Source organism: Amycolatopsis sp. WGS_07 (assembly GCF_045278895.1).
Taxonomy (GTDB): Bacteria; Actinomycetota; Actinomycetes; order Mycobacteriales; family Pseudonocardiaceae; genus Amycolatopsis.
On sequence record NZ_CP136053.1, the window covers coordinates 6,054,616 to 6,076,539 of the forward strand.

Genomic DNA, 21,924 nt, shown 5'->3' on the forward strand with positions numbered 1-21,924 from the left:
GGGCGAAGGCGAGCGTAGCGGAAAACATGCGTCACTAAAAATGAACGATCCACACCTGAAAGAGCGACGCGGACCCGTCCTTTTGACACGGACGAGTGTGCGTTCTACGCTCCGTGCCGGCCGATGCCGGTTATTCCTGAATCTTCTATGTCCGAGTAGGGGATTAAAACGCCATGCGCGGTTCCGCCGTTCCGGACGGCTCGGTGTGGGCTCGTCTCCCGCGCCGGCTCGGCGACGCGGTGCGCCCGCGGATCCCGGAGATCGCCCGGTCCTGCGTCGACGCGATCGCGGCCGAGGTCCCGGAATATTCCCGCTGCTTCGGCGGCCCCGGGCGGGCCGCCGCGATCGAGCAGGCCCGGCGGGGGATCGAGCGGGACATCGACCGCGTCGGGGCCCCGGCGATGTGGCAGAGCGACCGGCTGGCCGATTTCCGCGGCCACGGGCGGGCGGCGTTCCGCGCGGGGCTGAGCCGCGAATCCGTGAAGGCGTCGGTGCGCGTCGCGAGCCGGGTGATGTGGCGCTGGATCGCCGAAATAGCCCAGGAAACCGGTCTGTCCGGCGATGTCGTGTACGGGATGGCCGAAGGCATGCTCGGCGATGTCGAGACGTCGATGGCGGCGGTCGCGGAGGGCTACAGCGCGGCCGAGGCGGAGGCTTCGGGCGGCGGCGAACGGAATCGCCGCGTGCTCCGCGCGCTGCTCGACGGCGGACAGCGCGCCGAAGAGGACAGTCCGGCCGGGCTGCCCGAGCGCGTCGCGGCGGTGGTGTTCCGGGCGCTGCCGGGAGCGCCCGAGCTTCCGCCCGGCCTGCTGCCGGACCACGTCATCGCGGATCCGGCGGGCGATCCGCCGGCGGCGCTCACCGGCGCGCCGGACACGGATCTGGCGGGACTCGCCGGGCTGCCCGCGGGCTGGACCGCCGCGGTCGGCCCGCTGGTGCCGTCCGGCTCGGCGGCCGAGTCGTTCCGGGTCGCGCGCCGCGCGGCCGACCTGGCGGCCCGGGGACTGCTGGACGCGCCGGGCCCGGTCGTCTGGTGCCGCGACCACGTGCCGGCGCTGCTGCTGCTCGCGGACGAGTTCCTGGCGGCGCAGCTGGCCGAGACGACGCTGGCCCCGTTCGCCGGGCTTCCGGAGAAGCGTCGCGAGCAGCTGGCGGAGACGTTGCTGGTGCTGGTCCAGACGAGAGGCAGCGCCCCCGAACTCGCGCGGGCACTGGACCTGCACCCGCAAACGGTCCGCGCGCGGCTGAAGACGCTCGCCGGCTTGTTCGGGGAACGCCTGACCGACCCCGACGAGCGGCTGCGGCTCGAGCTGGCGTTGCTGGCGGAGCGGGCGCTTCCGGGCCGGGAGTGAGGCGGGTGCCTGCTCGCCAGGCGGTGGCTGGAATTCTTGCTGTGCTGGGTGGGCGGGTGCGGTTTGAGTTGGCGGGAGCGGGCGCTTCCGAGTCGGGAATGATTCTCCGGGCGGTGGCGGAAAACCTTGCGGTGCCGGTGTTCACGGTACTTCGGCGACCGGTTCGCCTCGCGGCCCCGGACACGGCTGTGCGACCGGCTCGCCGTGGATTTCCTTCGGGCGAGCCGGTCCCGGGAACACCCACCGCCGGTAGCCGAACCAGCGGAACGCCGTTCCCGCCGCCGTGCCCAGCACCATCCCCGCGGCGAAGTCCGCGATTTCCTGCCCCAGGTAACCGATGTTCGGCTCTTCGAGGCGCAGGACGTACCGCGATACCAGCAGCGGCACCAGATTCACCGCCACCGCGCCGGCATTGACCGCGAAGAACAGCGTTGCTTCCCGCAGCCGTCCATGGCCGCCTCTGCCCGCGAACGACCATCGGCGGGACAGGAGGTACGCGAAGGCCGTCGACGCGACGGTCGCGATCGCCAGCGCGGTCACCGGTTTCTCCTGCAGCACAGTCAGTTTGAGGCTGTAGTCGACCAGTGTGGTGACCCCGTAGGCGGCCGCTCCGACGACGGCGAAGCGAAACAGTTCGGGCATGGTTTCGCGGATCAGCAGTTCGACGCGGCCGGTTTTCCGGCGATCCGGTCCTTGACGAAGGCCAGTACGTCGGCGTTGCCGGTGTAGACCAGCGTGATGTGGTCGGTGTCGTAGGTCTTCCACGTCTCCTTGACCCCGGCGGCGCAGTACGTTTTGTGCAGGGCGTCGGCCTGCGCGAACTGCACCAGCTGATCGCCGGTCGCGTGGTAGAGGAACAGCGGAGCCTTCGGCGGGGCGGCGCCGAGCTTGTTCTCGCTCAGCCGGGCGGTCCAGGCGGGCTGGATGTAGCCAGGGCTCGTCGTGTAGTCGGCGATCTTCTGATTCGCGTACGTCGTGAGCAGTTCGAACGTGCACGCGCTCTGTTTCATCTCGGCGAACTTCGCGCGGCCGTTGTCGCTGAGGAACGAGTCGAGTTTCAGCTCCGGGTACGCCTGGTCGAGACCGAGCAGGGCGTAGGCGAAGACTCCGAAGCCGAACTTGCCGTCGAGCTGCAGCGTCACCTGGACGAGGTCGGCGGGCACCCCGCCGGCGGCGATCCCGGCGAGATTCAGCTCCGGCGCGTACGACGGTTGCAGCTCGCCCGCCCACACCGCCGCGCCGCCGCCCTGGGAGTAGCCGCGGAAGACCACCTTCGACGTGCTGGAGAGCCCGGCCGGGGCGAGCCGCTGCGCCGCGCGGACCGAGTCGATCACGGCCGGGCCTTCGGACCGTCCCACGACATACGTCGTCCGAGGGGAGCTTTGGTAGCCCTCGTAGTCCGGGACGGCGACGGCGTAGCCCGCGTCGAGCAGGTCGTCGAGCCCGGGCTGCTCGTAGAACGCGCCCATGTCGATCATCTTCGACGGAGTGCAGGCGAAGGCCGGACCGTGCGTCCCCGGGGCGAACGCGACGACCGGCGCGCTGGCCCGGTCCGCGTTCTTCGGCACCAGCACGGTGCCGGTGACCGCGTCGGGCTTGCCGAGTGCGTTGGTGGACAAGTACATCACCTGCCAGGCATCGACGGACGCCTTGCGCGGCCCGGCATTCGACGGCCGCCAGCGGATGACGTCGCCGGGCTTGCCCGCCGGCAGCGGCGAAGGCGGCGTGTAGAACGAATCGTCGGCAGGGCCGGTGCCGCTCGGGTCCGCCGCCGCGGCCGCCGGGGCGAGTGCGGTGGCGAGGACCAGCACGACCAGCGCGGCGAGCGCGCGACGGGCCGTCATGAACTCGTCCCGTAGACGCGTTTGCAGGTCGCGGACTCGGCGAAGGCCAGGTTCAGCTCAGGGTTCGCCTTGAGGTCCTTGATCGGCCCCTCCGGGTCGGCGAGCTGCCCCATCGTCGCGTCGGCGTCGGCGATCGCCTGGCGCAGGCTCGCCTGGTCGTGCACCTTCGCCTGTGCCATCTTGGCCTTCGTCGCGGCGATTTTGCCCGTGGTCTCGGTCAGGTTCGCGGCGGCCTTGTCCACGGCGGACTGCCCGTCCGGGACCGGCGGCACCCCGGCCGCGCGGATGCCGCCCGCCATGTCGCCGAGTGCCGAGCCCAGCCGGTCGAGGAAGGCGACCATGGCGTCCCGCGTCTTGCCGGGGGCGGCGCTGTCGGCGGCCGGCGGCTGCGAGAGCTTCGCAGAGCCCGCGGCCACGCTGGTGCACACCTTGTCGACCCAGGCCAGCGCGGCGGGATCGGCGTGCCGGCCGGGGTTCGCGGGTGCGGCCGAGGAGCAGGAAGTGCACGACAGGAGCACGGCAGCCGACGTCACGAGCACCGCGCTGTGCATTCGTTTCATGGTTTTCGAGGCTACGCAGCACGCTCGCGGGCAGGCAAGAATAGAATGCGCGATTGGCACGCGCATCCACATTTCCGGATCCGGTTTTGTCACCTGCGTCAGCGGCTCGCCGCTGGGACCGTACCCGGGAAAATTCGCCTGTGCCTGCTAGGAAAACGGTTCGTGCGGCGTGCCGGGGTGACAATTTGCGGAGCAGGCTCCGGGATTTCCGGTCCAGCTCTTGATCGGCGCTGTTCCCGCTCGCTAGCTTGCTGATCGGTAGCGATTTAGCGGTTAAAACGCTCCGCCTTTTCGTATCACTGTTGATACACGGAAGGACCATCGTGAGTCACCCAAGAGGCAAGAAGAAGACGGCCGCCGTCGCCGCGGCCGCGGGTGCGGCGGGGCTCGTCGCCGCCGCGCTGGTGGTCGGGGCACAGGCCAGTGCCGCCGACCCGATCTCGCTGACGCTGAACTACCACTGCACCTTCCCGCTGGTGGGTTCGCAGTCGCTGAAGGTGGTGATCAACACCGATCTGCCGAAGACCGTGAACGCCGGGCAGGCGACCGGGGCCTTCGACATCAAGGCCGTGTCCACGATCAACGCGGACACCGTCAGCGGGCTGGGCCTGATCGGGGCCACGACGCTGGAAGGCACCGCGACGGCGAGTGCGAAGGTGGCCGCGCCCGGCCTCGACCTGCCGGTCAGCGTTCCGATCGCGCTGGACAAGACGAACATCCCGCCCTCGGGCGAGATGACCATCAACGCGACGGGCAAGACGCCGTCGCTCACGTTCACCCAGCCCGGCCAGGCGAAGATCACCGTGGGCGACCTCGCGCTCAAGGTCACCCCGCGCAAGGCGGACGGCTCGGTCACCGGGATCACCCCGGACGGCACCATCAACGCGCCGTGCACTCAGGACCAGGGCCAGGACAACACCCTCGCCACGATCACCGTCAACGGCGGCGGGACTTCGACGCCGCCGCCGAGTTCGGAGACTCCGCCGCCGACGTCCGACACTCCGCCCCCGAGTTCGGACACCCCGCCGCCGACGTCGGACACGCCGCCGCCCGCGGGCAGCAAGTTCGTGTTCGGCATCGACGGGAAAACCGCGCTGAAGTCGCTGGGCAGCTCCGCGCCGATCAAGGGCGGGTTCGACGCCGACGTGGACATCGCGGCCAAGAAGTTCACCGGCGCGCTGAAGCTCGACGCGACCAAGAACGACTTCAAGCTGCTCGGCTTCCTGCCGGGCAGCGCGGACGTCAAGGTCGTGCAGAACGGCACGCAGAGCGGCGAGCTGGTGGGCACCGGGTTCAAGGCGCACATCAAGTTCGACGTCTTCCTGCCGTCGGTCAGCCTGTTCGGCGTCCCGATCAGCACCGACCCGAAGTGCGGCACGGTCAGCCCGTCGACCAGCGAGATGACCACCGGCGACGGGTTCGACCTGCTCAAGGGCGGCAAGCTGACCGGGACCTACGCGCTGTCGGCGTTCCAGAACTGCGGCTCGTTCAACGACTGGATCAGCGGGTTCGCCAAGAGCGACGGCAACACGCTCGACCTGAACCTCGCCCGCCAGTAGCCCGATCTGCCTGCCCCCGTCGCGGCGCGGCGGGGCAGGCGCCATGCCCCGGAAAGGGGGAACCCGTGCCGAACGCCCGGTTGCCGCTCGCGGCGGGACTCGCCTGCCTCGCCGTCTCCGTCCTCGCCCCTCCCGCGTCGGCGGGGACGCCGGTCGACAAGGTGCTGAGCTACACCTGCCCGTTTCCCTTGATCGGGGAGCAGAAGCTGGACGTCGAGGTGAAGGCGTCGTTCGAGACGCCGTCCGCGCCGGGCGGCACGCTCACGACGTCGGACCTCGCGGTCTCGGTGTCCGTTCCGGACAAGGCGACGCGCGGCCTGGCCCTGGTCGGCGCGGCCAGCGTCGAAGGGACGGCGTCCGCGGGGGTGACGCTGGTCAACGGCTCGCTGACCAAACCGGTGCAGGTGCCGCTGACCGTGGCGAAGACGGCGCTGCCGCCGTCGGGGCCGTTCACCGCGCGAGCGACCGGCTCAGTACCGCAGATCGTGGTGCCGAACGCCGGCAAGACAACGGTGACCCTCGGCGGGTTCAGCACGCGGCTCACCCCGAAAAAGGCCGACGGCTCGTTCACCGGCCTCGGCTCGTTCACCTCGGACTGCACGCTCGACCCGGGACAGGACGCGGTGCTGCTGAGCTTCGAGGTCGGGACGGCGCAGAGCGGATACGACTACCGCGTCACCGGGACGACGACGCTGAAGACACTGGGCATGACGGTGCCGCTCACCGGGTCGTTCGCCGTTGCCGCACAGCCGTCGTTCAGCGGCGGACCGGTGTTCGACCCGGCTAGTGCGGAGTTCAAGCTCTTCGGCTTCGTGCCGGGTACTGCGGAGCTGCGGTTCGCTCCGGACGGCGAGCAGAGCGGCGAACTCGGCGACGGCGGGTTCGCCGTGCACTCGAAGCTCGCTCTGGCGCTGCCGCGGGTGTCGCTGTTCGGCCTGCCGGTCGCGGACCCGAACTGCCGGACGAGCGCGGCGTTCCCGGTCGAGCTGCGCACTGGCACCGGGTTCGCGCTGGCGACCGGCGGTCCCGTGACCGGGACTTACGCCATCCCGCCGCTGACCGGCTGCGGCGCCTTCACCGCGTCCCTCAGTTCGTTCTTTCAAGGGGAGGGAAACACCTTCGCGCTCGTGCTCGCCGCGCACTAGACCCCGGGGGATCGGGAAGCGGGGCATGGCGCTGGCCTTGGACCATCGGGCGGTGCCGTGCCCCGCTGCGCGGGCGTCGACGCGTCGCGACCGTTTACCGCTGTCTGAGCTGTTTGCGTTTGGCTGCCAGGTTTCGTCGGACAGCCCGGGTCTGCCTCGGTGACAGCGCGGGAAACCACCAGCGCCGCGCGATCAAGCACCATCTCAGTGATGGCGCTGAGATATCCCTCGAGCCCGCGTCGGTGCTCGTCCTGGGACGCGGTGCCGTGGCGTCTGGCGTCGACCGCCAGAGCGGCGCCGCCATCGATCTGAACGGCCCCTCGATCTGGGACCGCTTGTCGGCAAATCCGTTTCCCTGCACACTGAAACCGTCTTCGGCCAGATCGCGGCCGACGGCGACCTCGCTAGTCAGGCCCGACCACCGACGCGAGCCGCTTGGCGGTCGACCCGGTGCCGCAGCCCGCGTCGACCGCCTTCGCGGACACCGAGTTCCGGGGCAAGGTCAGCGCGCGGCCGAGCCCGCCCGGCGTTTGGTCCAGATGTCGTAGGCGACCGCGGCGAGCAGGACCGCGCCTTTGACCAGCATGACGCGTTCGCTGGGCGCCCCGATCAGCGACATGCCGTTGTTGATGACCGCCATGATCAGGCCGCCGGTGATGGCTCCGGCGACCTTTCCGACGCCGCCTTGGACCGCCGCCCCGCCGATGAACGCCGCGGCGATGGCGTCGAGTTCGAAGTTGACCCCCGCGGTCGGTCCGGCCTGGTTGAGGCGGCCGGCGAAGATGATTCCGGCCAGCGCGGCGAGGACGCCCATGTTGACGAAGACCCAGAAGGTGACCGATTTGACCTTGACGCCGGACAGGGTCGCGGCCTGCCGGTTTCCGCCGATGGCGTAGATGTGGCGGCCGAAGACGGATTTCCCGGCGACGAGGGAGTAGCCGAGCACGAGCACGGCGAGCAGGACCAGCACCCACGGCAGGTTCCGGAAGCGGGCCAGTTGCACGACGACGGCGAGCACGAGTGCGGCGGCGACGGCGATTTTGAGGACGAAGACCGGGAACGGGTCGACTTCCTGCCCGTAGCCGAGGCGGGCCGCGCGGGTGCGCCATTGGGAGAGCGCGATTCCGGCGACCGCGACGATTCCGGCGAGCAGGCTGAGGAGGTCGGCGCCGCCGAGCGGGCCGAGGCCGATGTTGCCGAGGTAGCCGCCGGTGAAGCCGTTGGACAGGGTGCGGATGGCATCCGGGAACGGGCCGATGCCCTGGTTGCCGAGCACGGTCAGGGTGAGCGCGCGGAAAGCGAGCATCCCGGCCAGGGTCACAATGAAGGCTGGGATGCCGAAGTACGCGACCCAATATCCTTGCCAGGCCCCGATCGCCGCGCCGGAGACCAGGGTGAGCACGACGGCGAGCGGCCACGGCAGGCCGAGGTCGACGGTGAGGACCGCGGCGATCGCGCCGGTCATCGCCACGACCGAGCCCGCGGACAGGTCGATGTGCCCGGAGACGATCACCAGGATCATGCCGATGGCGAGGATCAGCACGTAGGAGTTCTGCACGATGATGTTCGAGATGTTCTGCGGTTCGAGCAGCGCGCCGCCGGTGACGACCTCGAACAGGACCACGATCAGCGCGAAGGCGACGTAGATGCCGCTTTGCCGCGGGTTGATCGAGATCCGCCGGGGGCTGCGCCCGGCGGGCGGGGCGGCCGGGTCCGCGGCCCGCGCGGGATTGGTGGTGGTCATGGCCGTTCCTTCGTCATGTGTCGCATGAGCAGTTCCTGGGTGGCGTCGGCGCGGGCGGCCTCGCCGGTGATCCGGCCCGCGGAGAGGGTGTAGATCCGGTCGCAGAGGCCGAGCAGTTCGGGGAGTTCCGACGAGATGACGAGGACCGCTTTCCCCTGCGCGGCCATTTCGTTGATCACCGTGTAGATCTCGTATTTCGCGCCGACGTCGATGCCGCGGGTGGGCTCGTCGAGGATGAGCACGTCCGGGTCGGTGTAGATCCACTTGGCCAGCACGACTTTCTGCTGGTTCCCGCCGGACAGCTTGCCGGTGACGCTGCGCACCGACGGCGCCTTGATCCGGAGGTCGCGGTGGAACCGGGTCGCGACGTCGTGTTCGGCGTGCTCGTTCACCCAGCCCCGGCGCGAGAGCGCGGGCAGCCCGGCGGCGGAGGTGTTGCGCTGGATGTCGTCGATCAGGTTGAGCCCGTACCGTTTCCGGTCTTCGGTGGCGTAGGCGATGCCGTGCCGGATGGCGTCGCGCACGGACCGGACGGCGATCTCCTTGCCGTCCTTGACCAGCCTGCCGGAAATGTTCGTGCCGTAGGAGCGGCCGAACACGCTCATCGCGAGTTCGGTGCGCCCCGCTCCCATCAGCCCGGCGAGCCCGACGATCTCGCCGCGGCGCAGCGTCAGATTCGCCCGGTCCACCACGATCCGGCCGGGCTGGCCCGGGCTGTGCACGGTCCAGTCCTCGATCCGGAGCACCTCGTCGCCGATGTCCGGTTCCCGCGGCGGGAAGCGGTGTTCGAGGTCGCGGCCGACCATGCCGGTGATGATGCGTTCTTCGCTCAGCCCGGCGGCGCTGAGCGTTTCGACCGTCTTGCCGTCGCGCAGGATCGTGACGGTGTCGGCGATCGCGGTGACCTCACCGAGCTTGTGCGAGATGATCACGCACGTGACGCCGTCGTCGCGCAGTTCGCGCAGCAGCGCGAGCAGATGCGCCGAATCGTCGTCGTTGAGCGCGGCGGTCGGCTCGTCGAGGATGAGCAGCTTGACGCGTTTGGACAGGGCTTTGGCGATCTCGACCAGTTGCTGTTTGCCCACGCCGAGTTCGCTGACCGGCGTGACCGCGTTCTCGCGGAGCCCGACCCGGCGCAGCAGGCGGGCGGCCTCGTGGTTGGTCCGGTTCCAGTCGACCCAGCCGCGGCGGGCCCGCTCGTTGCCGAGGAAGATGTTCTCGGCGATCGAGAGCTGCGGGCACAGCGCGAGTTCCTGGTGGATGATCACGATGCCGCGGCGTTCGCTGTCGCGGACCGACTCGAACGCGCACCGCTCGCCGTCGAAGGCGATCTCGCCGTCGTAGCTGCCACGGGGGTGGACTCCGGAAAGCACCTTCATCAGGGTGGACTTCCCGGCGCCGTTCTCGCCGCAGATCGCGTGGATCTCCCCGCGCCGCACCGACAGCGTCACGTCGGAGAGCGCGGTGACGCCGGGAAAGGTCTTGGTGATCCCGCGCATGCCGAGCAGTTCGGTCATTTCAGCTGGCCCGCCGTGTAGTAGCCGGAGTCGATCAGTTCCTTGCGGTAGTTGGACTTGTCCACCACGACCGGCTGCAGGACCTGGGCGGGGACGATCTTCTTGCCGTTGTCGTAGTCGGTTGTGTTGTTCACCGCGGGCTTCTGTCCTTTGAGGACGGAGTCGGCCATTTTCACCGTGACGTCGGCGAGTTTGCGGGTGTCCTTGAACACGGTGGTGTACTGCTCGCCCGCGATGATCGACTTGACCGAGGCGACTTCGGCGTCCTGTCCGGTGACGATCGGATAGGGCTGGCCCGCAGTGCCGTAGCCGTTGCTCTTGAGCGCGGACAGGATGCCGATCGACAGACCGTCATAGGGGGAGAGCACGCCCTGGACTTTCGCGCCGCCGGTGTAGGTCTTGGTGAGCAGGTCCTCCATCCGCCGCTGGGCGGTCGCGGGGTCCCAGCGCAGGATCGCGGTGGGGGCGAAGGTGGTCTGGCCGCTCTTGACGATCAGCTTCTTGCTGTCGATGAGCGGTTTGAGCACGGACATGGCGCCGTTGAAGAAGTAGGTCGCGTTGTTGTCGTCGGGCGATCCGCCGAACAGCTCGATGTTGAACGGTCCCGGTCCGGAACCGAGGCCCTTGAGCAAGGAGTTCGCCTGTTCGACCCCGACCTTGAAATTGTCGAAGGTGGCGTGGTAATCGACGGCGGGCGAGTTGAGGATGAGCCGGTCGTAGGCGATCACCGGGACCTTGCGGTCGGCGGCCTCCTGCAGCTGGGTGGTGAGCGCGGTGCCGTCGATCGGGGCGACGACCAGCAGCTTCGCGCCCTTGGTCAGCTGGTTCTCGATCTGGTTGGCCTGGGTGGGGATGTCGTTCTCGGCGTACTGCAGATCGACCTGGTAGCCGAGCTTTTCCAGCGCGGCCTTGATGTTGTCGCCGTCGTGGATCCAGCGCTCGGACGCTTTGGTCGGCATCGTCACGCCGACCAGCGCCCCGGCGGACCCGCCCGCCTGCCGGTCCACGGTCTTCTCGCTCGACCCGCAGGCGGCGATGCCGAACGCGAGCACGGCGACCCCGGCCGCGCGGATTGCTCGAATGAACCTCATTGTTCGTTCTCCTTCTCCTAGAAGCCCTTGGCGAGCCGGTGGTAGGCCTGGTTCCAGCGGAGGCGGTCGGCGAAGTCCGCGGCGGTGGTGTTCCCGTCGATGACGAGCAGTTCGACGTCGAGCATGCGGGCGAAGTCGCGCACGGACTCGATGCCGACCGCTTGGGTGAGCACGGTGTGGTGCGGGCCGCCCGCGGTGATCCACGCTTCGGCGGAGGCGGCGAGCGACGGCGCGGGCTTCCACACGGCGCGGGCCACCGGCAGGTTGGGCAGCGGTGCGTCGGGCGGGACGACCTCGATCTCGTTGGCCACCAGCCGGAACCGGTCGCCGAGATCGGTCAGGCCCACGACCGCGCCAGGGCCGGGCGCGGCGTCGAAGACCAGCCGCACCGGGTCCTCGCGGCCGCCGATGCCCAGCGGGTGGATCTCGCACGACGGGGTGCCCGCAGCGATGCTCGGGCACACCTCGAGCATGTGCGCGCCGAGGATCTTGGGTTCGCCAGGGCCGAAGTGGTAGGTGTAATCCTCCATAAAGGACGTTCCGCGGCCGGAGTCGCGGCCCATCGCTTTCATCGCGGCCAGCAGCGCGGAGGTCTTCCAGTCGCCTTCGCCGCCGAAGCCGTAGCCGTCGGCCATCAGCCGCTGCACCGCCAATCCCGGCAGCTGGCGCAGACCGCCGAGATCCTCGAAGTTCGTGGTGAACGCGCCGAATCCGCCGTCGCCGAGGAAAGACCGCAGGCCGAGTTCGATCCGGGCGGCGTACCGCAGCGACTCGTGCCGTTCGCCGCCGCGCGCCAGTTCCGGTGCGAGCGCGTACTCGTCGGCATACTCGGCGACTAGGGTTTCGATGTCCACTGTGGACGCGGCGTCGACCCGTTCGGCGAGTTCGGTGACGCCGTAGGTGTTGACCGAGACGCCGAACCGCAGCTCCGCCTCGACCTTGTCGCCTTCGGTGACGGCGACGTCGCGCATGTTGTCGCCGAACCGGGCCAGTTTCAAGGTGCGCAGATGCGCCGCGCCGATCGCCGCCCGCGCCCACGCGCCGATGCGGGCGGCCACCGCCGGATCGGCGGCGTGCCCGGCGACGGTCTTGCGCGGAATCCCGAGCCTGGTCTGGACGAACCCGAACTCCCGGTCGCCGTGCGCGGCCTGGTTCAGGTTCATGTAGTCCATGTCGAGACTGGCCCACGGAAGCGCCGCGTCGAGCTGGGTGTGCAGGTGCAGCAACGGTTTGCGCAGCGCGTCCAGTCCGCTGATCCACATCTTCGCCGGGCTGAACGTGTGCATCCACGCGATCACTCCGACGCAGGCCGGATCGGCGCCGGCCTCTTCCATGACCCGGCGGATCCCGGCGGACTCGGTCAGCACCGGCTTGCTGACCAGCTCGCACGGCAGCCCGCCGGAGCCGGCCAGCAGCTGCCGGATCCGCAGCGACTGCCCGGCGACCTGGTCGAGGGTCTCCTCGCCGTAGAGCGCCTGGCTGCCGGTGAGGAACCACACCTGCGGCTTGGTCGCGGAAATCATCGTTTCTCCTTGCCGGGTCGGGGTTTCAGCGCTGCCCGTAGACGTTCTGGTAACGCGCGTGCAGCCGGTCGACGTCGGTGCGCGACAGCGGGGCGGGAGTGCCGAGCTGGTGTGCGATGTGGACGGTGCGGGCCACGTCCTCGACCATCACCGCGGCCTTCACCGCGTCCCTGGCGCTGGCGCCGACGGTGAACGGGCCGTGGTTGCGCATCAGGACCGCGGGGGAGCGGGTCGCGCGAAGGGTTTCCACGATGCCGCGGCCGATCGAGTCGTCGCCGATCAAGGCGAACGGGCCGACCGGGATCTCGCCGCCGAACTCGTCGGCGATCATCGTGAGCACGCACGGAATCGGCTCGCCGCGCGCCGCCCACGCGGTGGCGTAGGTCGAATGCGTGTGCACGACGCCGCCGATCTCCGGCAGGTGCCGGTAGACGTAAGCGTGCGCGGCGGTGTCGGACGACGGCGCGAGTTCGCCGTGCACGAGCTTGCCGTGCAGGTCGGTGACGACCATGGTGTCGGCGGTCAGGTCGTCGTAGGAGACGCCGGACGGTTTGATCACCATCAGGTCTTCGCCGGGGACTCGTGCCGAGATGTTTCCTGCGGTCCAGACGACCAGTTCGTTGCGTGTCAGTTCGGTGTGCAGTCGTGCGACAGATTCCCTCAGCTCCGCGATGGTGCCGCGCGTCTGGGCGGTCAGCGTCATCGGTTCTGTCCTTTCGCGACAGTGGCCAGTTCGCGGCGGCGGGCGGCGAGGCGGTGCAGGACGTCGTTGCCGCCGCGGCCGAAGTAGTCGTGCAGCGCGGTGTATTCCGCGTACAGCTCGTCGTAGGCCGACACGTTTGCCAGCACCGGCTGGTACGCCATCCGCTGGACCGAGCCCATCGCCGCCGCGGCCGCGCGTACGTCGGGGTAGGCGCCGGCGGCGACCGCCGCGTGGATCGCCGAGCCGAGCGCGGGGCCTTGCGCCGAGCCGATCACCGAGAGCGGGAGCCCGGTGACGTCGGCGTAGATCTGCATCAGCAGCGGGTTCTTCGTCAGCCCGCCCGCGACGATCAGCTCGGCGACCGGGACTCCGGCGGCCTCGAACGTCTCGATGATCTTCCGGGTGCCGAACGCGGTCGCCTCCAGCAGCGCCCGGTAGACGTGCTCGGGCCGGGTGCTCAGGGTCTGCCCGGCGAGCACCCCGGACAGTTCGTGGTCGACCAGGACCGACCGGTTGCCGCTGTGCCAGTCGAGCGCGACCAGGCCGTGCTCGCCGATCTCCTGCTGAGCCGCGAGGCGGGTCAGGAATTCGTGGAGCCCTTCTGCCCCCGCGGCGTCCGAATAGGACTTCGGGACGCACTGGTCGGCGAACCAGCCGAAGATGTCGCCTACTCCGCTCTGTCCCGCTTCGTAGCCCCAGAGGCCGGGGACGATGCCGCCGTCGACGACCCCGCACATGCCCGGGACTTCGCGCAGGTCGGCGCCGTTCATGACGTGGCAGGTCGACGTGCCCATGATCGCGACCATCTGGCCCGGCTCGACCGCCTGCGCGGCCGGCGCGGTGACGTGCGCGTCGACGTTGCCGACCGCGACCGCGATCCCGGCGGGCAGCCCGGTCCACGCCGCGGCCGCCGCGGTGAGCTTCCCGGCGAGCGAGCCCAGCTGTCCGACCGGGTGCTCGAGTTTGTCGTCCACAAAGGACTCGAACCCGGGAGCCAGCGCGCCGAGGAAGCCCCGGTCCGGGTAACGGCCGTCCTGGAGGATTCCCTTGTACCCGGCCGAGCAGGCATTGCGGACGTAGGTCCCGGTCAGCTGCCAGACGATCCAGTCTGCGGCTTCGACCCAATGCCGCATGGCGCGGTAGACCTCAGGCGCTTCCTCGAAGACCTGCAGCGCCTTGGCGAATTCCCATTCGGACGAGATCAGCCCGCCGTAGCGCGGCAACCACGGTTCGGCGCGCTCGCGGGCCACGGCGTTGACGCGATCGGCCTGCGGCTGCGCGGCGTGATGCCGCCACAGCTTCACATACGCGTGCGGATTGCCCGCGAACTCCGGCAGCTCGGACAGCGGAGTGCCGTCCGCGGTGGTCGGAATCATCGTGCAGGCAGTGAAATCCGTGCCGATCCCGATCACGTCCCGCGGGTCGGCGCCCGCATCGGCCAGCGCGGCGGGCACGGCGGTGCGCAGGACGTCGACGTAGTCGGACGGAACCTGCAGCGCCCAGCCCGGCGGCAATTCCTCGGCCGTGGCGGGGAGCCGGTCGTCGACGACCCCGTGCCGGTAGTCCGTCACGGCGGTCCCCAGTTCGGCGCCGTCGCGCACCCGGACCACCACCGCGCGCCCGGACAGCGTGCCGAAGTCGACGCCGACGACAAGAGAATCTGCTGGCACTGGCAGGTTTCCTTCCAGGTTCTGTTAGCGCTAACATTCGGCCGCTGCGCCCCTGCTCGGCCGTTCGCGGGCTGCCGTGTTATCGAGGACCCGTGCTGTCCCGGACAATCAGGTCGGGAGCCACGAGATGGCGGACGTCCGGCGCGCCGCCCTCCATGCGTTCGACGAGCAGCCGGAAGGTCCGCCTGCCGACCTCGATGAAATCCTGCCGGACGGTGGTGAGCGGAGGGCTGAAGTAGGCCGCCTCGGGCACGTCGTCGAAGCCCGCGACGCGGACCTGGCCCGGCACCGGGATTCCCGCTTCGGCGAAGGCGCGCAGCACGCCGAGCGCCATCTGGTCGTTCGCCGCGAATACCGCGTCCACTCCGGTTTCGGCGGCCAGCCGGCGACCCGCTTCGTAGCCGGACCGGGGACTCCAATCCCCGCGCAGCACCGGCGGAATCCGCGCGCCGCGCCGGTCGAGGGCGTCCCGCCAGCCCTGTTCCCGGTCAAGCGATTCGAGCCAGTCGTCCGGTCCGGCGACGTGCCACACCGTCTCGTGCCCGAGCGACAGCAGATGCTCGGTGACCCGCCGGGCCCCGTCGTAGTGGTCGACCGAGATCACCGGCACCGGCGACGATTCCCTGCCGCCGACCGCCACCACGGGCACGTCGGCGGGGATCTGCCGCAGCGCCTCGCCCGCGGTGACGTGCGGGGCGATCACGACGATCCCGCCGACCGCCTGCCGCCGCAGATTGTCCACCGCGTCCGCGATCGACGACCGGCGGGGACGGCTGACGCTGGAGATGGTGATGCCGTACCCCTCCTCGCGGGCGGCGTGCTCGATCCCGTGCAACGTGCTCGCCGGACCGTACAAATTGGACTCCAGCGCCACCACGCCCAGGGTGTTCGACCGTCCGGTCGCTAGGGCCCGGGCCACGGAATTCGGCCGGTACCCCAGACGGTCCACCGCGGCCAGCACCCGGGCCCGGGTCTCCGCACGGACCGGACCGCTGTCGTTCACGACCCGCGAGACAGTCATGTGCGAAACGCCCGCCAGCGCCGCGACCTCGGCCAGTCCCGGCTGACGTTTTCCCGGAGGTCCCTCGGCGGGCATCGGCGCCTCCTTGCTGAACCCGATGGGGTGAGTATCGCAATGTTAGCGATAACGCCGCAGAGGTCAAGCCGTTGTCGGCCGGAGTGCAGCGGTCTCGCCGGATTGCTCTCCGAAGCAGGAGCGTGCTGCGGGTTCTACCGTCAGTAGCGCGCGTCCAGGCGTTGCGGGCGGCACTTCAGCGGATCGTGTAGCGGATTTTCGGGCCAGTAGTTGATCTTTCCCGGCTACGCTGCCTTCTGCTCAGAGGAATCCCGTCTAGCGTCGTCAGGAGCGCGTGCGTGCGAAAGATCCGTAAACCGACCGGGCTTGCCACGGCTGCCGCTGTATCGGCTGCCGCTTGTCTGACAGTGAGCCTCGCCGGCTCCGCGCAGGCCGCACCGGAGGCGGCGGACGCCCCCAAGCTGACGTGGGGTTCCTGCGGGGACGACCAAGCGCTGCAAGGACTTCAGTGTGCCACGGTGCAGGTTCCGATGGATTACGCGCGTCCGGACGGGAAGAAGATCGGGATCGCGATCTCCCGGCACAAGGCCACCAACCAGAACCAGCGCCACGGGGTGCTGCTGACCAACCCGGGCGGTCCGGGCGGGAACGGGCTGGCCCTGCCGAATGATTACAAGGACCTGCGGATGGCGCGGTTCTACGACATCATCGGCGTGGACCCGCGCGGGGTCGGCCGGTCGGCCCCGTTGTCGTGCGGCACGATCCAGGACACCGGCGACCTGCATTCGCGCAGCCGCCCGGCCGACGCGCAGTTCGACGAGTACGCCCAGGCGGCCAAGCGCGACGAAGCGGCGTGCGAGAAGGCCGGCGGCGAGTACCGCCAGTTCGTCACCACCCGCAACACCGCGCGGGACATGGACCGGATCCGGGTCGCGCTCGGCGAAAAGAAGATCAACTACCTCGGAGTCTCGTACGGCACCTGGCTCGGCGCGGTCTACGGCCAGCTGTTCCCGAACAACCTCGACCGCAGCGTGCTCGATTCGGCGGTGGACCCGACGAAGACCTGGTACGACCAGACGGTCGACAACAACGAGTCGAAGGAGTTCAACTTCGGCGAGTGGGCGAAATGGGTCGCGGCCCGCAACGACTCCTTCGGTCTCGGGACCTCCGCCGACGCTGTCCGGAAGGTGATCGACCGGATCTCCGCGAAGGTGGCCGAAAAGCCCGGTTTCGCCGGTATCAAGGACCAGAACGTCTACGACGAGTCGGTCGGCATCGAAACCCGCTACCGGACGAGGTGGGCCGCGTTCGCCCTGCTCACCGAGCGCACGGCGAGGGCGCTCGACACCGGAACCGCGGACAGCGATCTGACGCAGCAGAACGAGAAGACCGACGCGGCAGTCGAGAAGGATCAGCAGGCCGAGGAGCAAGCGTCCACTGTGGACGCCGCGTACAACGCGCTGACCTGCGACTGGCAGTGGTCGACGTCGATGGACACCTACTACGGCCACATGCGCGAGTGGCGAGACCGGTTCCCCTACGGCGGGACCGCGGTGGCCATGGAGCCGACCGTCTGCGCCTTCAACCCCAACGAGGGCAAGCCGGACATCAAGGTGGAGGGGCGGAAATACCCGAAGGGCCTGGTGCTCAACAGCGACGGCGACACCCAGACCTCGCTGATCAGCGCCCAGCGCATGGCGAAGCTGCTGAACGAGCCCCTGATCACCGTCCACAACGAGGGCGTGCACGGCCTCTACGGCATGAACGACACCAGCGCGGAAAGCGGCTACCGGCCCAACCCCTGCGTCGACAACCAGGTCGACGACTACCTCATCAACGGCACCCCGCCCGCGAAGACCGACTGCGACACCAGCAACCCGCCCGCCTACATCCCCGCCGACCAGGACGGCATCACGACCGACCCCGAACAGCCAGGACGTTCCACCCGCTGACCGGTATCGGCCCTCCGTCGATACGCAGAGTCCGGACGGCAGTAACCCGCTGTGGTGTGACGGTCCCGGCGGCGGCTCGAGGTTGCGTGCGGCGGCATCCCCGTTATCCTGCGACTAAGCGGCCGCTTTAGGCAGAAAACCGGTGACGTGTCCCTGAATTGGGGATGTCATACCGATGAGCCTAATCGCTGTCCGGGCTGACGAGGCTGGAAATAGCACCTTTGGGTCTGACGGTGATCCACGGGACCGCCCGTGGATCACCGTCGGCTACGCGGAGCTGGATGCGCAATACCGGCACCATAGGTCGGATGTCTGCGGGTATCGTCCGCCGGAAGAGTTGCGCGGGTTCGCTCGATGCTGGAAGGAAAGAAGGGGCTCAGGCTGCGAGCGGATGCGGCTCGCCGGTCAGCGCCGCGAGGGCGGTGGCGATCTCCTCGATCGTTGCCGAGACGTAGGTGAGCGTGGTGCCGGTCTGGAATCCGGCGAAGCCGCGGGTCTCGTCGGGGATGTCCGCAGAAAGCTGGAGAATGCGAGCGTCCGGCGATTGTGGCGTTACGTCGAGCCGGTCAGGCGGACGATGACCGACCGGCTTCATGCTGGTGGTGCGCTGGATCGAGAGATCATCGACATCTATGATTCGCTCCTTCTCGCACGTCAACGGAACTGCGGACGGGTGCGTGAGAGGGCGTCGTTGGTAGCGGACGCCGCCGGTCTGCTGCGGCGGGACCGAGATGAGTTCTTGGATGCAGTGGCCCTGCGCGCTGTGGTGAGTGGGCCATACCGGCTCCAGCGAGCGCCGGTGCGTACTACGTCGGGGAAGCTGGACATTGACCTCGAGACGGATCCGCTCGACGTGGACGTTGTGGCGCAACGAGCCCAGGTTGTCCGGTTGGCGAGACTTGTGTTGCGGGACGGGATGGTGCGACGTACCGCCTAGGAGGTAGGCCTCGGTCTCCGAATGGTGTTGTTGGAGGGCGTTCGTGGGTGGAATGCGCCCTGGGCAGGGCTACATGCAGACGGTCCCGGGGCTGACCATCGGGTTTCCAACGGGATGCTGATGATTGAGCGCAGCTTCCGGGTCGGCAAGCCTGGAGGGGGTACCTGATCGCCCCCGATGGGCGCAACTTCGCGTGTCAGGCACGGACTTGGCTACGACATCATTGTCAGGGCTGTCACTGCGATCATGGGCACAGTTGTCGGCTTGACATTTCTGTTTGGTTCGGCAGCAGGCTGAGCCTGGCTCTGCGGCTCGGGGTGCCCGCTCGGGTCGCACCGCTGGCAGCTCCTGCGGTTGATCTTTCGATTCTGGGGCTTCTTCTTGCTGTGCGGCACCTCGCGCTTGCGGGCGCGGTTTTAGAGGTGGTGCGGCCTGCTCGTCACTTGCTGGTGTTTGCAAGCTTGGTCACCCTCGCGCTGAACGTCGCGGAGCCTCGTGCCACGGGTGAGTCCGGGAAGGCGGCGTTCGAGTCGGTTAACAGGCCGGTCTGGACGGCCGCGGATCACCGGCCGACGCCGCCGGTTTGAAGGCGAGCCGGGCGCAGCGGGCCTGCGGCTGCTGCTGGCAGGAATCAGCAGGCTGAGGCCTTGCTTGTGACGCATGGAGCGTGCCGATCGCAGCACGGCTGACTGGCTATGCTGCCGAACCGGGGACATTCGCGACCGAAGGCGGTGACAACGCGGGGATGGAGTTCACACGCCCGCCCTATGTCGTGGTGGACACCACCGAGTTCCGCGCCGACCTGACACTGGGGACCCGCTGGACGGCGACTCTGTCGGCCGGTAGCTACGGCCTGCTCAAGCTCGCGATTCCGGTAATCGTGCGACTCGAGGCGATCCGGCACCACGATCAGCTGGTCTCCGAAGGCGAGCGGGGAGCGCTCAAGGGACTCAACATCGTCCGCCGCTACGCCGAGGAACCCGACGACATCATCGACGCTCGGGAGATCACCCAGATCTGCGAAGCGACCCGACGCGGCTTCCAGTACAAGCTCGAGTACTACATCGAGCAGGCGGGCGGCAGGTTCCTTCCTGTGCCAGCCATTGACCACGGGGCCCTCGTAACCAGGGCCATGCAGGGCCGGAAACCGTTCACCAGCAACGGAAAAGAAGGCTACCGCGATGCTCTGATCTGGTACTCCATTCTTGATCTCTGCGGCAGTCTCGACGCGGACGATCACGTCCTGTTCGTCACCGGCAACAGCCGCGACTTCTGCGATTCCGGCAGCAACGCCCTCGCCGAGCCGCTGCGACAGGACCTGGCGAAGCTTGCGGCACCGCCCACCCTCACCGTGGTCCCCTCGCTGCGCGACCTGCACGAGGCGTACGGCGAGGCCATCAACGCGCTCGCGACCCCCTCGAACCGACCCCCTCGTCACCCGCCGGCACCGCCCCATCCCGACCTGCTCGCGGACAGGATCGGCAAGATCTGCGACGGCTTGGTCGGCAGCGCCATCCCGAGCGCGGACATCCCGACTCCTTTCGATCAAGCCGGACTGCCTGCGATCGGGCTAGACGACGTGCTCGTCCGAGACATCGAGGAAATCGACGAGCCGGGGCCCGGTGCCCCGATAACCCCGATTGTCGACGACATGCTCACCCGTGAGATGGCGCAGTCCGCGTCGGTTGCGCTCGAGGGCGTGATGACCGAGTCGGATTTCGCCCGCTACGTGCCGAACGATATCGACGAGCTCCAAGTGCTCGAAGCGGCCGCCACACCGGGACAGCTTCGTGTGCGCTTGACCAGACCGGCGTTGCTGTTCTTCCAGGTCACCTACGACGTCCGCAGCGGCAGCATCGACCGGATCCACCTCGCGCTCGTCGAATACGTCGTCGACGTCCTCGCCGAGCATCCCTTCTTCGACCTCCCCGATGCTGCCGACGACGGGGTTTCAGATTGAACGCGAACCGTTCGCAGGCAATGCAGCTGAATCCGGACATCGGGCCTCGCGCCGGAGAAGAACAGTCGACCGTGCCCCATAACTGATTCCTTCGACCAATGGCCTTCGAAGCGGCGGAGCGGAGGACACGGGACGAGGAGGAACATCGCGATCGTCGGCGAGGATCCGCGGGAGGTGCGCGACCGGTTCGACGCCGACACCGACGAGAGACTGCTGGTCACGCTTCGGCCCCTGCCACCTTCCGCCAATCCGAGGAGTCGGGGGTCTGCATCGCCTCGTAGCCGCTGACACCGGCCGGGGCCGGAGAGCCCCACCTTGGCGTGCACATCGGATTGTCGCAGGCGCAGGTCCGCGCGCGCTGTTTCGCCCGCAGCCGTGTCCTCTTGGGCTTGACGAGCAGTTTCTCAGCTTCGATGTAGTGCTTAGGTCCGGTCACTGCACCAGTATCGGCGCGCGCGGGAAGGTGCACGGGCTTCGGTCCGGTTTTCGCGGACAGCACGCGATAATTGGTTCTCCGAGGCCACCGGCGGTCCGTCTGCAAGGAAGGAGTTCCATGGTGAAGGGCGGGAGACGGCTGACTAGGCCGCAACTCATGGCGCTGGCGCAGGCCGCGCTGGACAACGCGGTTGGGCTTCTTGACGACGCGCGAATTCTGCTGGAGATGCGGCGATGGCCGAGAGCCTGCTCGCTGGCTGTCCTGGCCGCCGAGGAGTACGGCAAGTTCTACCTCAGCGTGGTGACGGCGTTGCAGTTGAAGACCGCCACTACAGAAATCTGGACGAAGTTCTGGAAAGACTTCGGGGGTCACCAGCCGAAGTACACGAACCTGATCGGGCAGTTCGTTGACAGCCAGGACTGGGGGCCTGTGGGCGGCCCCGGAGACGCAGAGTGGTTGAACGCGTGGAACTCGCGGTCGCAACGTGCTGCCGACAGCGACAAGCTGAAGCAAAAGGGCTTCTACGTCGACGTCGACCGCGGTACGGGCGCTGTCCTCACGCCGACGCAGTCGATCGACGAGGACAGCGCGATTCAGCAGGTCGAAACGGTGGAGTCCGTGGTTCGCCGGCACGCCGCTCTCTTCTCGGGCGGCCTTACCTCCCTGGCAACACCGCCTCCTGAGTTTGAAAGGTTCTGGGAGGAGGCGAAGGCATTGAAGGCCGCTGGTGAACCGTCACGGGCCGACGCGGCAGCTTTGTGGGAAAAGTACTTCGGCGACATCGCGGACGCCTCGCCGGACGGCAGACAGGCGAAGGGTCGGCAGGCATGATCTGCCGTGAGTTCGCATTGCCGAGCCCAGGCGTCTCAGCGGAAACTGTCCGGTTCGGCCGGGT

At 68.7% G+C, this 21,924-nt stretch carries 18 protein-coding genes; 6 read left to right on the forward strand and 12 right to left on the reverse strand.

Annotation, left to right across the window (positions count from 1 at the left end):
- The first annotated feature begins 173 nt into the window (after nucleotides 1–173).
- Nucleotides 174–1,352 (forward strand): helix-turn-helix domain-containing protein, encoded by a 1,179-nt coding sequence (locus RPX00_RS28700; RefSeq protein WP_406629999.1) that lies wholly within the window; start codon nucleotides 174–176, stop codon nucleotides 1,350–1,352.
- 141 nt (nucleotides 1,353–1,493) lie between these two features.
- Here the strand turns inward: RPX00_RS28700 and RPX00_RS28705 are convergent, their stop codons facing one another.
- Genes RPX00_RS28705 through RPX00_RS28715 form a run of 3 tightly spaced genes read right to left on the reverse strand, consistent with a single transcriptional unit; the run spans nucleotide 1,494 to nucleotide 3,756 of the window.
- Complete coding sequence (locus tag RPX00_RS28705) at nucleotides 1,494–1,994, reverse strand: GtrA family protein (RefSeq protein WP_406630000.1); 501 nt, start codon at nucleotides 1,992–1,994, stop codon at nucleotides 1,494–1,496.
- An 11-nt stretch (nucleotides 1,995–2,005) separates the two neighbouring features.
- Nucleotides 2,006–3,196, reverse strand: a complete 1,191-nt coding sequence (locus tag RPX00_RS28710) for a lipase family protein (RefSeq protein WP_406630001.1) — start codon at nucleotides 3,194–3,196, stop codon at nucleotides 2,006–2,008.
- Nucleotides 3,193–3,756, reverse strand: a complete 564-nt coding sequence (locus RPX00_RS28715; RefSeq protein WP_406630002.1) for a hypothetical protein — start codon at nucleotides 3,754–3,756, stop codon at nucleotides 3,193–3,195. Before RPX00_RS28715 ends, RPX00_RS28710 begins: the two co-directional genes overlap by 4 nt.
- A 323-nt stretch (nucleotides 3,757–4,079) precedes the next feature.
- Between RPX00_RS28715 and RPX00_RS28720 the strand changes: the two genes are divergently transcribed.
- Both RPX00_RS28720 and RPX00_RS28725 read left to right on the forward strand, forming a co-directional pair.
- Nucleotides 4,080–5,315, forward strand: coding sequence for a DUF6801 domain-containing protein (locus RPX00_RS28720; RefSeq protein ID WP_406630003.1), 1,236 nt, complete (start codon nucleotides 4,080–4,082; stop codon nucleotides 5,313–5,315).
- Between the two features lie 65 nt (nucleotides 5,316–5,380).
- Nucleotides 5,381–6,460, forward strand: a complete 1,080-nt coding sequence (locus tag RPX00_RS28725) for a DUF6801 domain-containing protein (protein ID WP_406630004.1) — start codon at nucleotides 5,381–5,383, stop codon at nucleotides 6,458–6,460.
- Between the two features lie 502 nt (nucleotides 6,461–6,962).
- Here RPX00_RS28725 and mmsB read toward each other — a convergent pair.
- The 7 genes from mmsB to RPX00_RS28760 all read right to left on the reverse strand — a co-directional run bounded on the left by mmsB (nucleotide 6,963) and on the right by RPX00_RS28760 (nucleotide 15,804).
- A complete protein-coding gene (gene mmsB / locus RPX00_RS28730) occupies nucleotides 6,963–8,204 on the reverse strand; it encodes a multiple monosaccharide ABC transporter permease (protein ID WP_406630005.1) in 1,242 nt (413 codons plus the stop codon).
- Nucleotides 8,201–9,721, reverse strand: coding sequence for a multiple monosaccharide ABC transporter ATP-binding protein (gene mmsA, locus RPX00_RS28735; protein ID WP_406630006.1), 1,521 nt, complete (start codon nucleotides 9,719–9,721; stop codon nucleotides 8,201–8,203). The genes mmsB and mmsA overlap by 4 nt, the downstream gene beginning before the upstream one ends.
- Entirely contained in the window at nucleotides 9,718–10,812 is a 1,095-nt protein-coding gene (gene chvE, locus RPX00_RS28740; RefSeq protein WP_406630007.1) for a multiple monosaccharide ABC transporter substrate-binding protein, read from the reverse strand. Before chvE ends, mmsA begins: the two co-directional genes overlap by 4 nt.
- A 17-nt stretch (nucleotides 10,813–10,829) precedes the next feature.
- A complete protein-coding gene (gene araA / locus RPX00_RS28745; protein ID WP_406630008.1) occupies nucleotides 10,830–12,335 on the reverse strand; it encodes an L-arabinose isomerase in 1,506 nt (501 codons plus the stop codon).
- Between the two features lie 25 nt (nucleotides 12,336–12,360).
- Nucleotides 12,361–13,038 carry an L-ribulose-5-phosphate 4-epimerase gene (locus RPX00_RS28750; RefSeq protein WP_406630009.1) on the reverse strand — a complete coding sequence of 226 codons (678 nt, stop codon included), beginning with the start codon at nucleotides 13,036–13,038 and terminating at the stop codon, nucleotides 12,361–12,363.
- Nucleotides 13,035–14,708, reverse strand: a complete 1,674-nt coding sequence (araB, locus tag RPX00_RS28755; protein ID WP_406630010.1) for a ribulokinase — start codon at nucleotides 14,706–14,708, stop codon at nucleotides 13,035–13,037. The genes RPX00_RS28750 and araB overlap by 4 nt, the downstream gene beginning before the upstream one ends.
- Nucleotides 14,709–14,787: 79 nt before the next feature.
- Nucleotides 14,788–15,804: a LacI family DNA-binding transcriptional regulator gene (locus RPX00_RS28760; RefSeq protein ID WP_406630011.1), complete on the reverse strand. Its 1,017-nt coding sequence runs from the start codon at nucleotides 15,802–15,804 to the stop codon at nucleotides 14,788–14,790.
- Nucleotides 15,805–16,274: 470 nt separating this feature from the next.
- Between RPX00_RS28760 and RPX00_RS28765 the strand changes: the two genes are divergently transcribed.
- A complete protein-coding gene (locus RPX00_RS28765) occupies nucleotides 16,275–17,696 on the forward strand; it encodes an alpha/beta fold hydrolase (protein ID WP_406630012.1) in 1,422 nt (473 codons plus the stop codon).
- 376 nt (nucleotides 17,697–18,072) lie between these two features.
- Here RPX00_RS28765 and RPX00_RS28770 read toward each other — a convergent pair whose 3' ends face one another.
- A complete protein-coding gene (locus RPX00_RS28770; RefSeq protein ID WP_406630013.1) occupies nucleotides 18,073–18,567 on the reverse strand; it encodes a hypothetical protein in 495 nt (164 codons plus the stop codon).
- A 733-nt stretch (nucleotides 18,568–19,300) separates the two neighbouring features.
- Here RPX00_RS28770 and RPX00_RS28775 point away from each other — a divergent pair.
- Nucleotides 19,301–20,593, forward strand: a complete 1,293-nt coding sequence (locus RPX00_RS28775; protein WP_406630014.1) for a PIN domain-containing protein — start codon at nucleotides 19,301–19,303, stop codon at nucleotides 20,591–20,593.
- 217 nt (nucleotides 20,594–20,810) lie between these two features.
- On the opposite strand, the gene RPX00_RS28780 is transcribed toward RPX00_RS28775, so the two are convergent.
- Nucleotides 20,811–21,029 carry a hypothetical protein gene (locus RPX00_RS28780; protein ID WP_406630015.1) on the reverse strand — a complete coding sequence of 73 codons (219 nt, stop codon included), beginning with the start codon at nucleotides 21,027–21,029 and terminating at the stop codon, nucleotides 20,811–20,813.
- A 117-nt stretch (nucleotides 21,030–21,146) separates the two neighbouring features.
- On the opposite strand from RPX00_RS28780, the gene RPX00_RS28785 reads away from it, so the two are divergent.
- A complete protein-coding gene (locus RPX00_RS28785; protein ID WP_406630016.1) occupies nucleotides 21,147–21,860 on the forward strand; it encodes an AbiV family abortive infection protein in 714 nt (237 codons plus the stop codon).
- Nucleotides 21,861–21,924 lie beyond the last annotated feature (64 nt).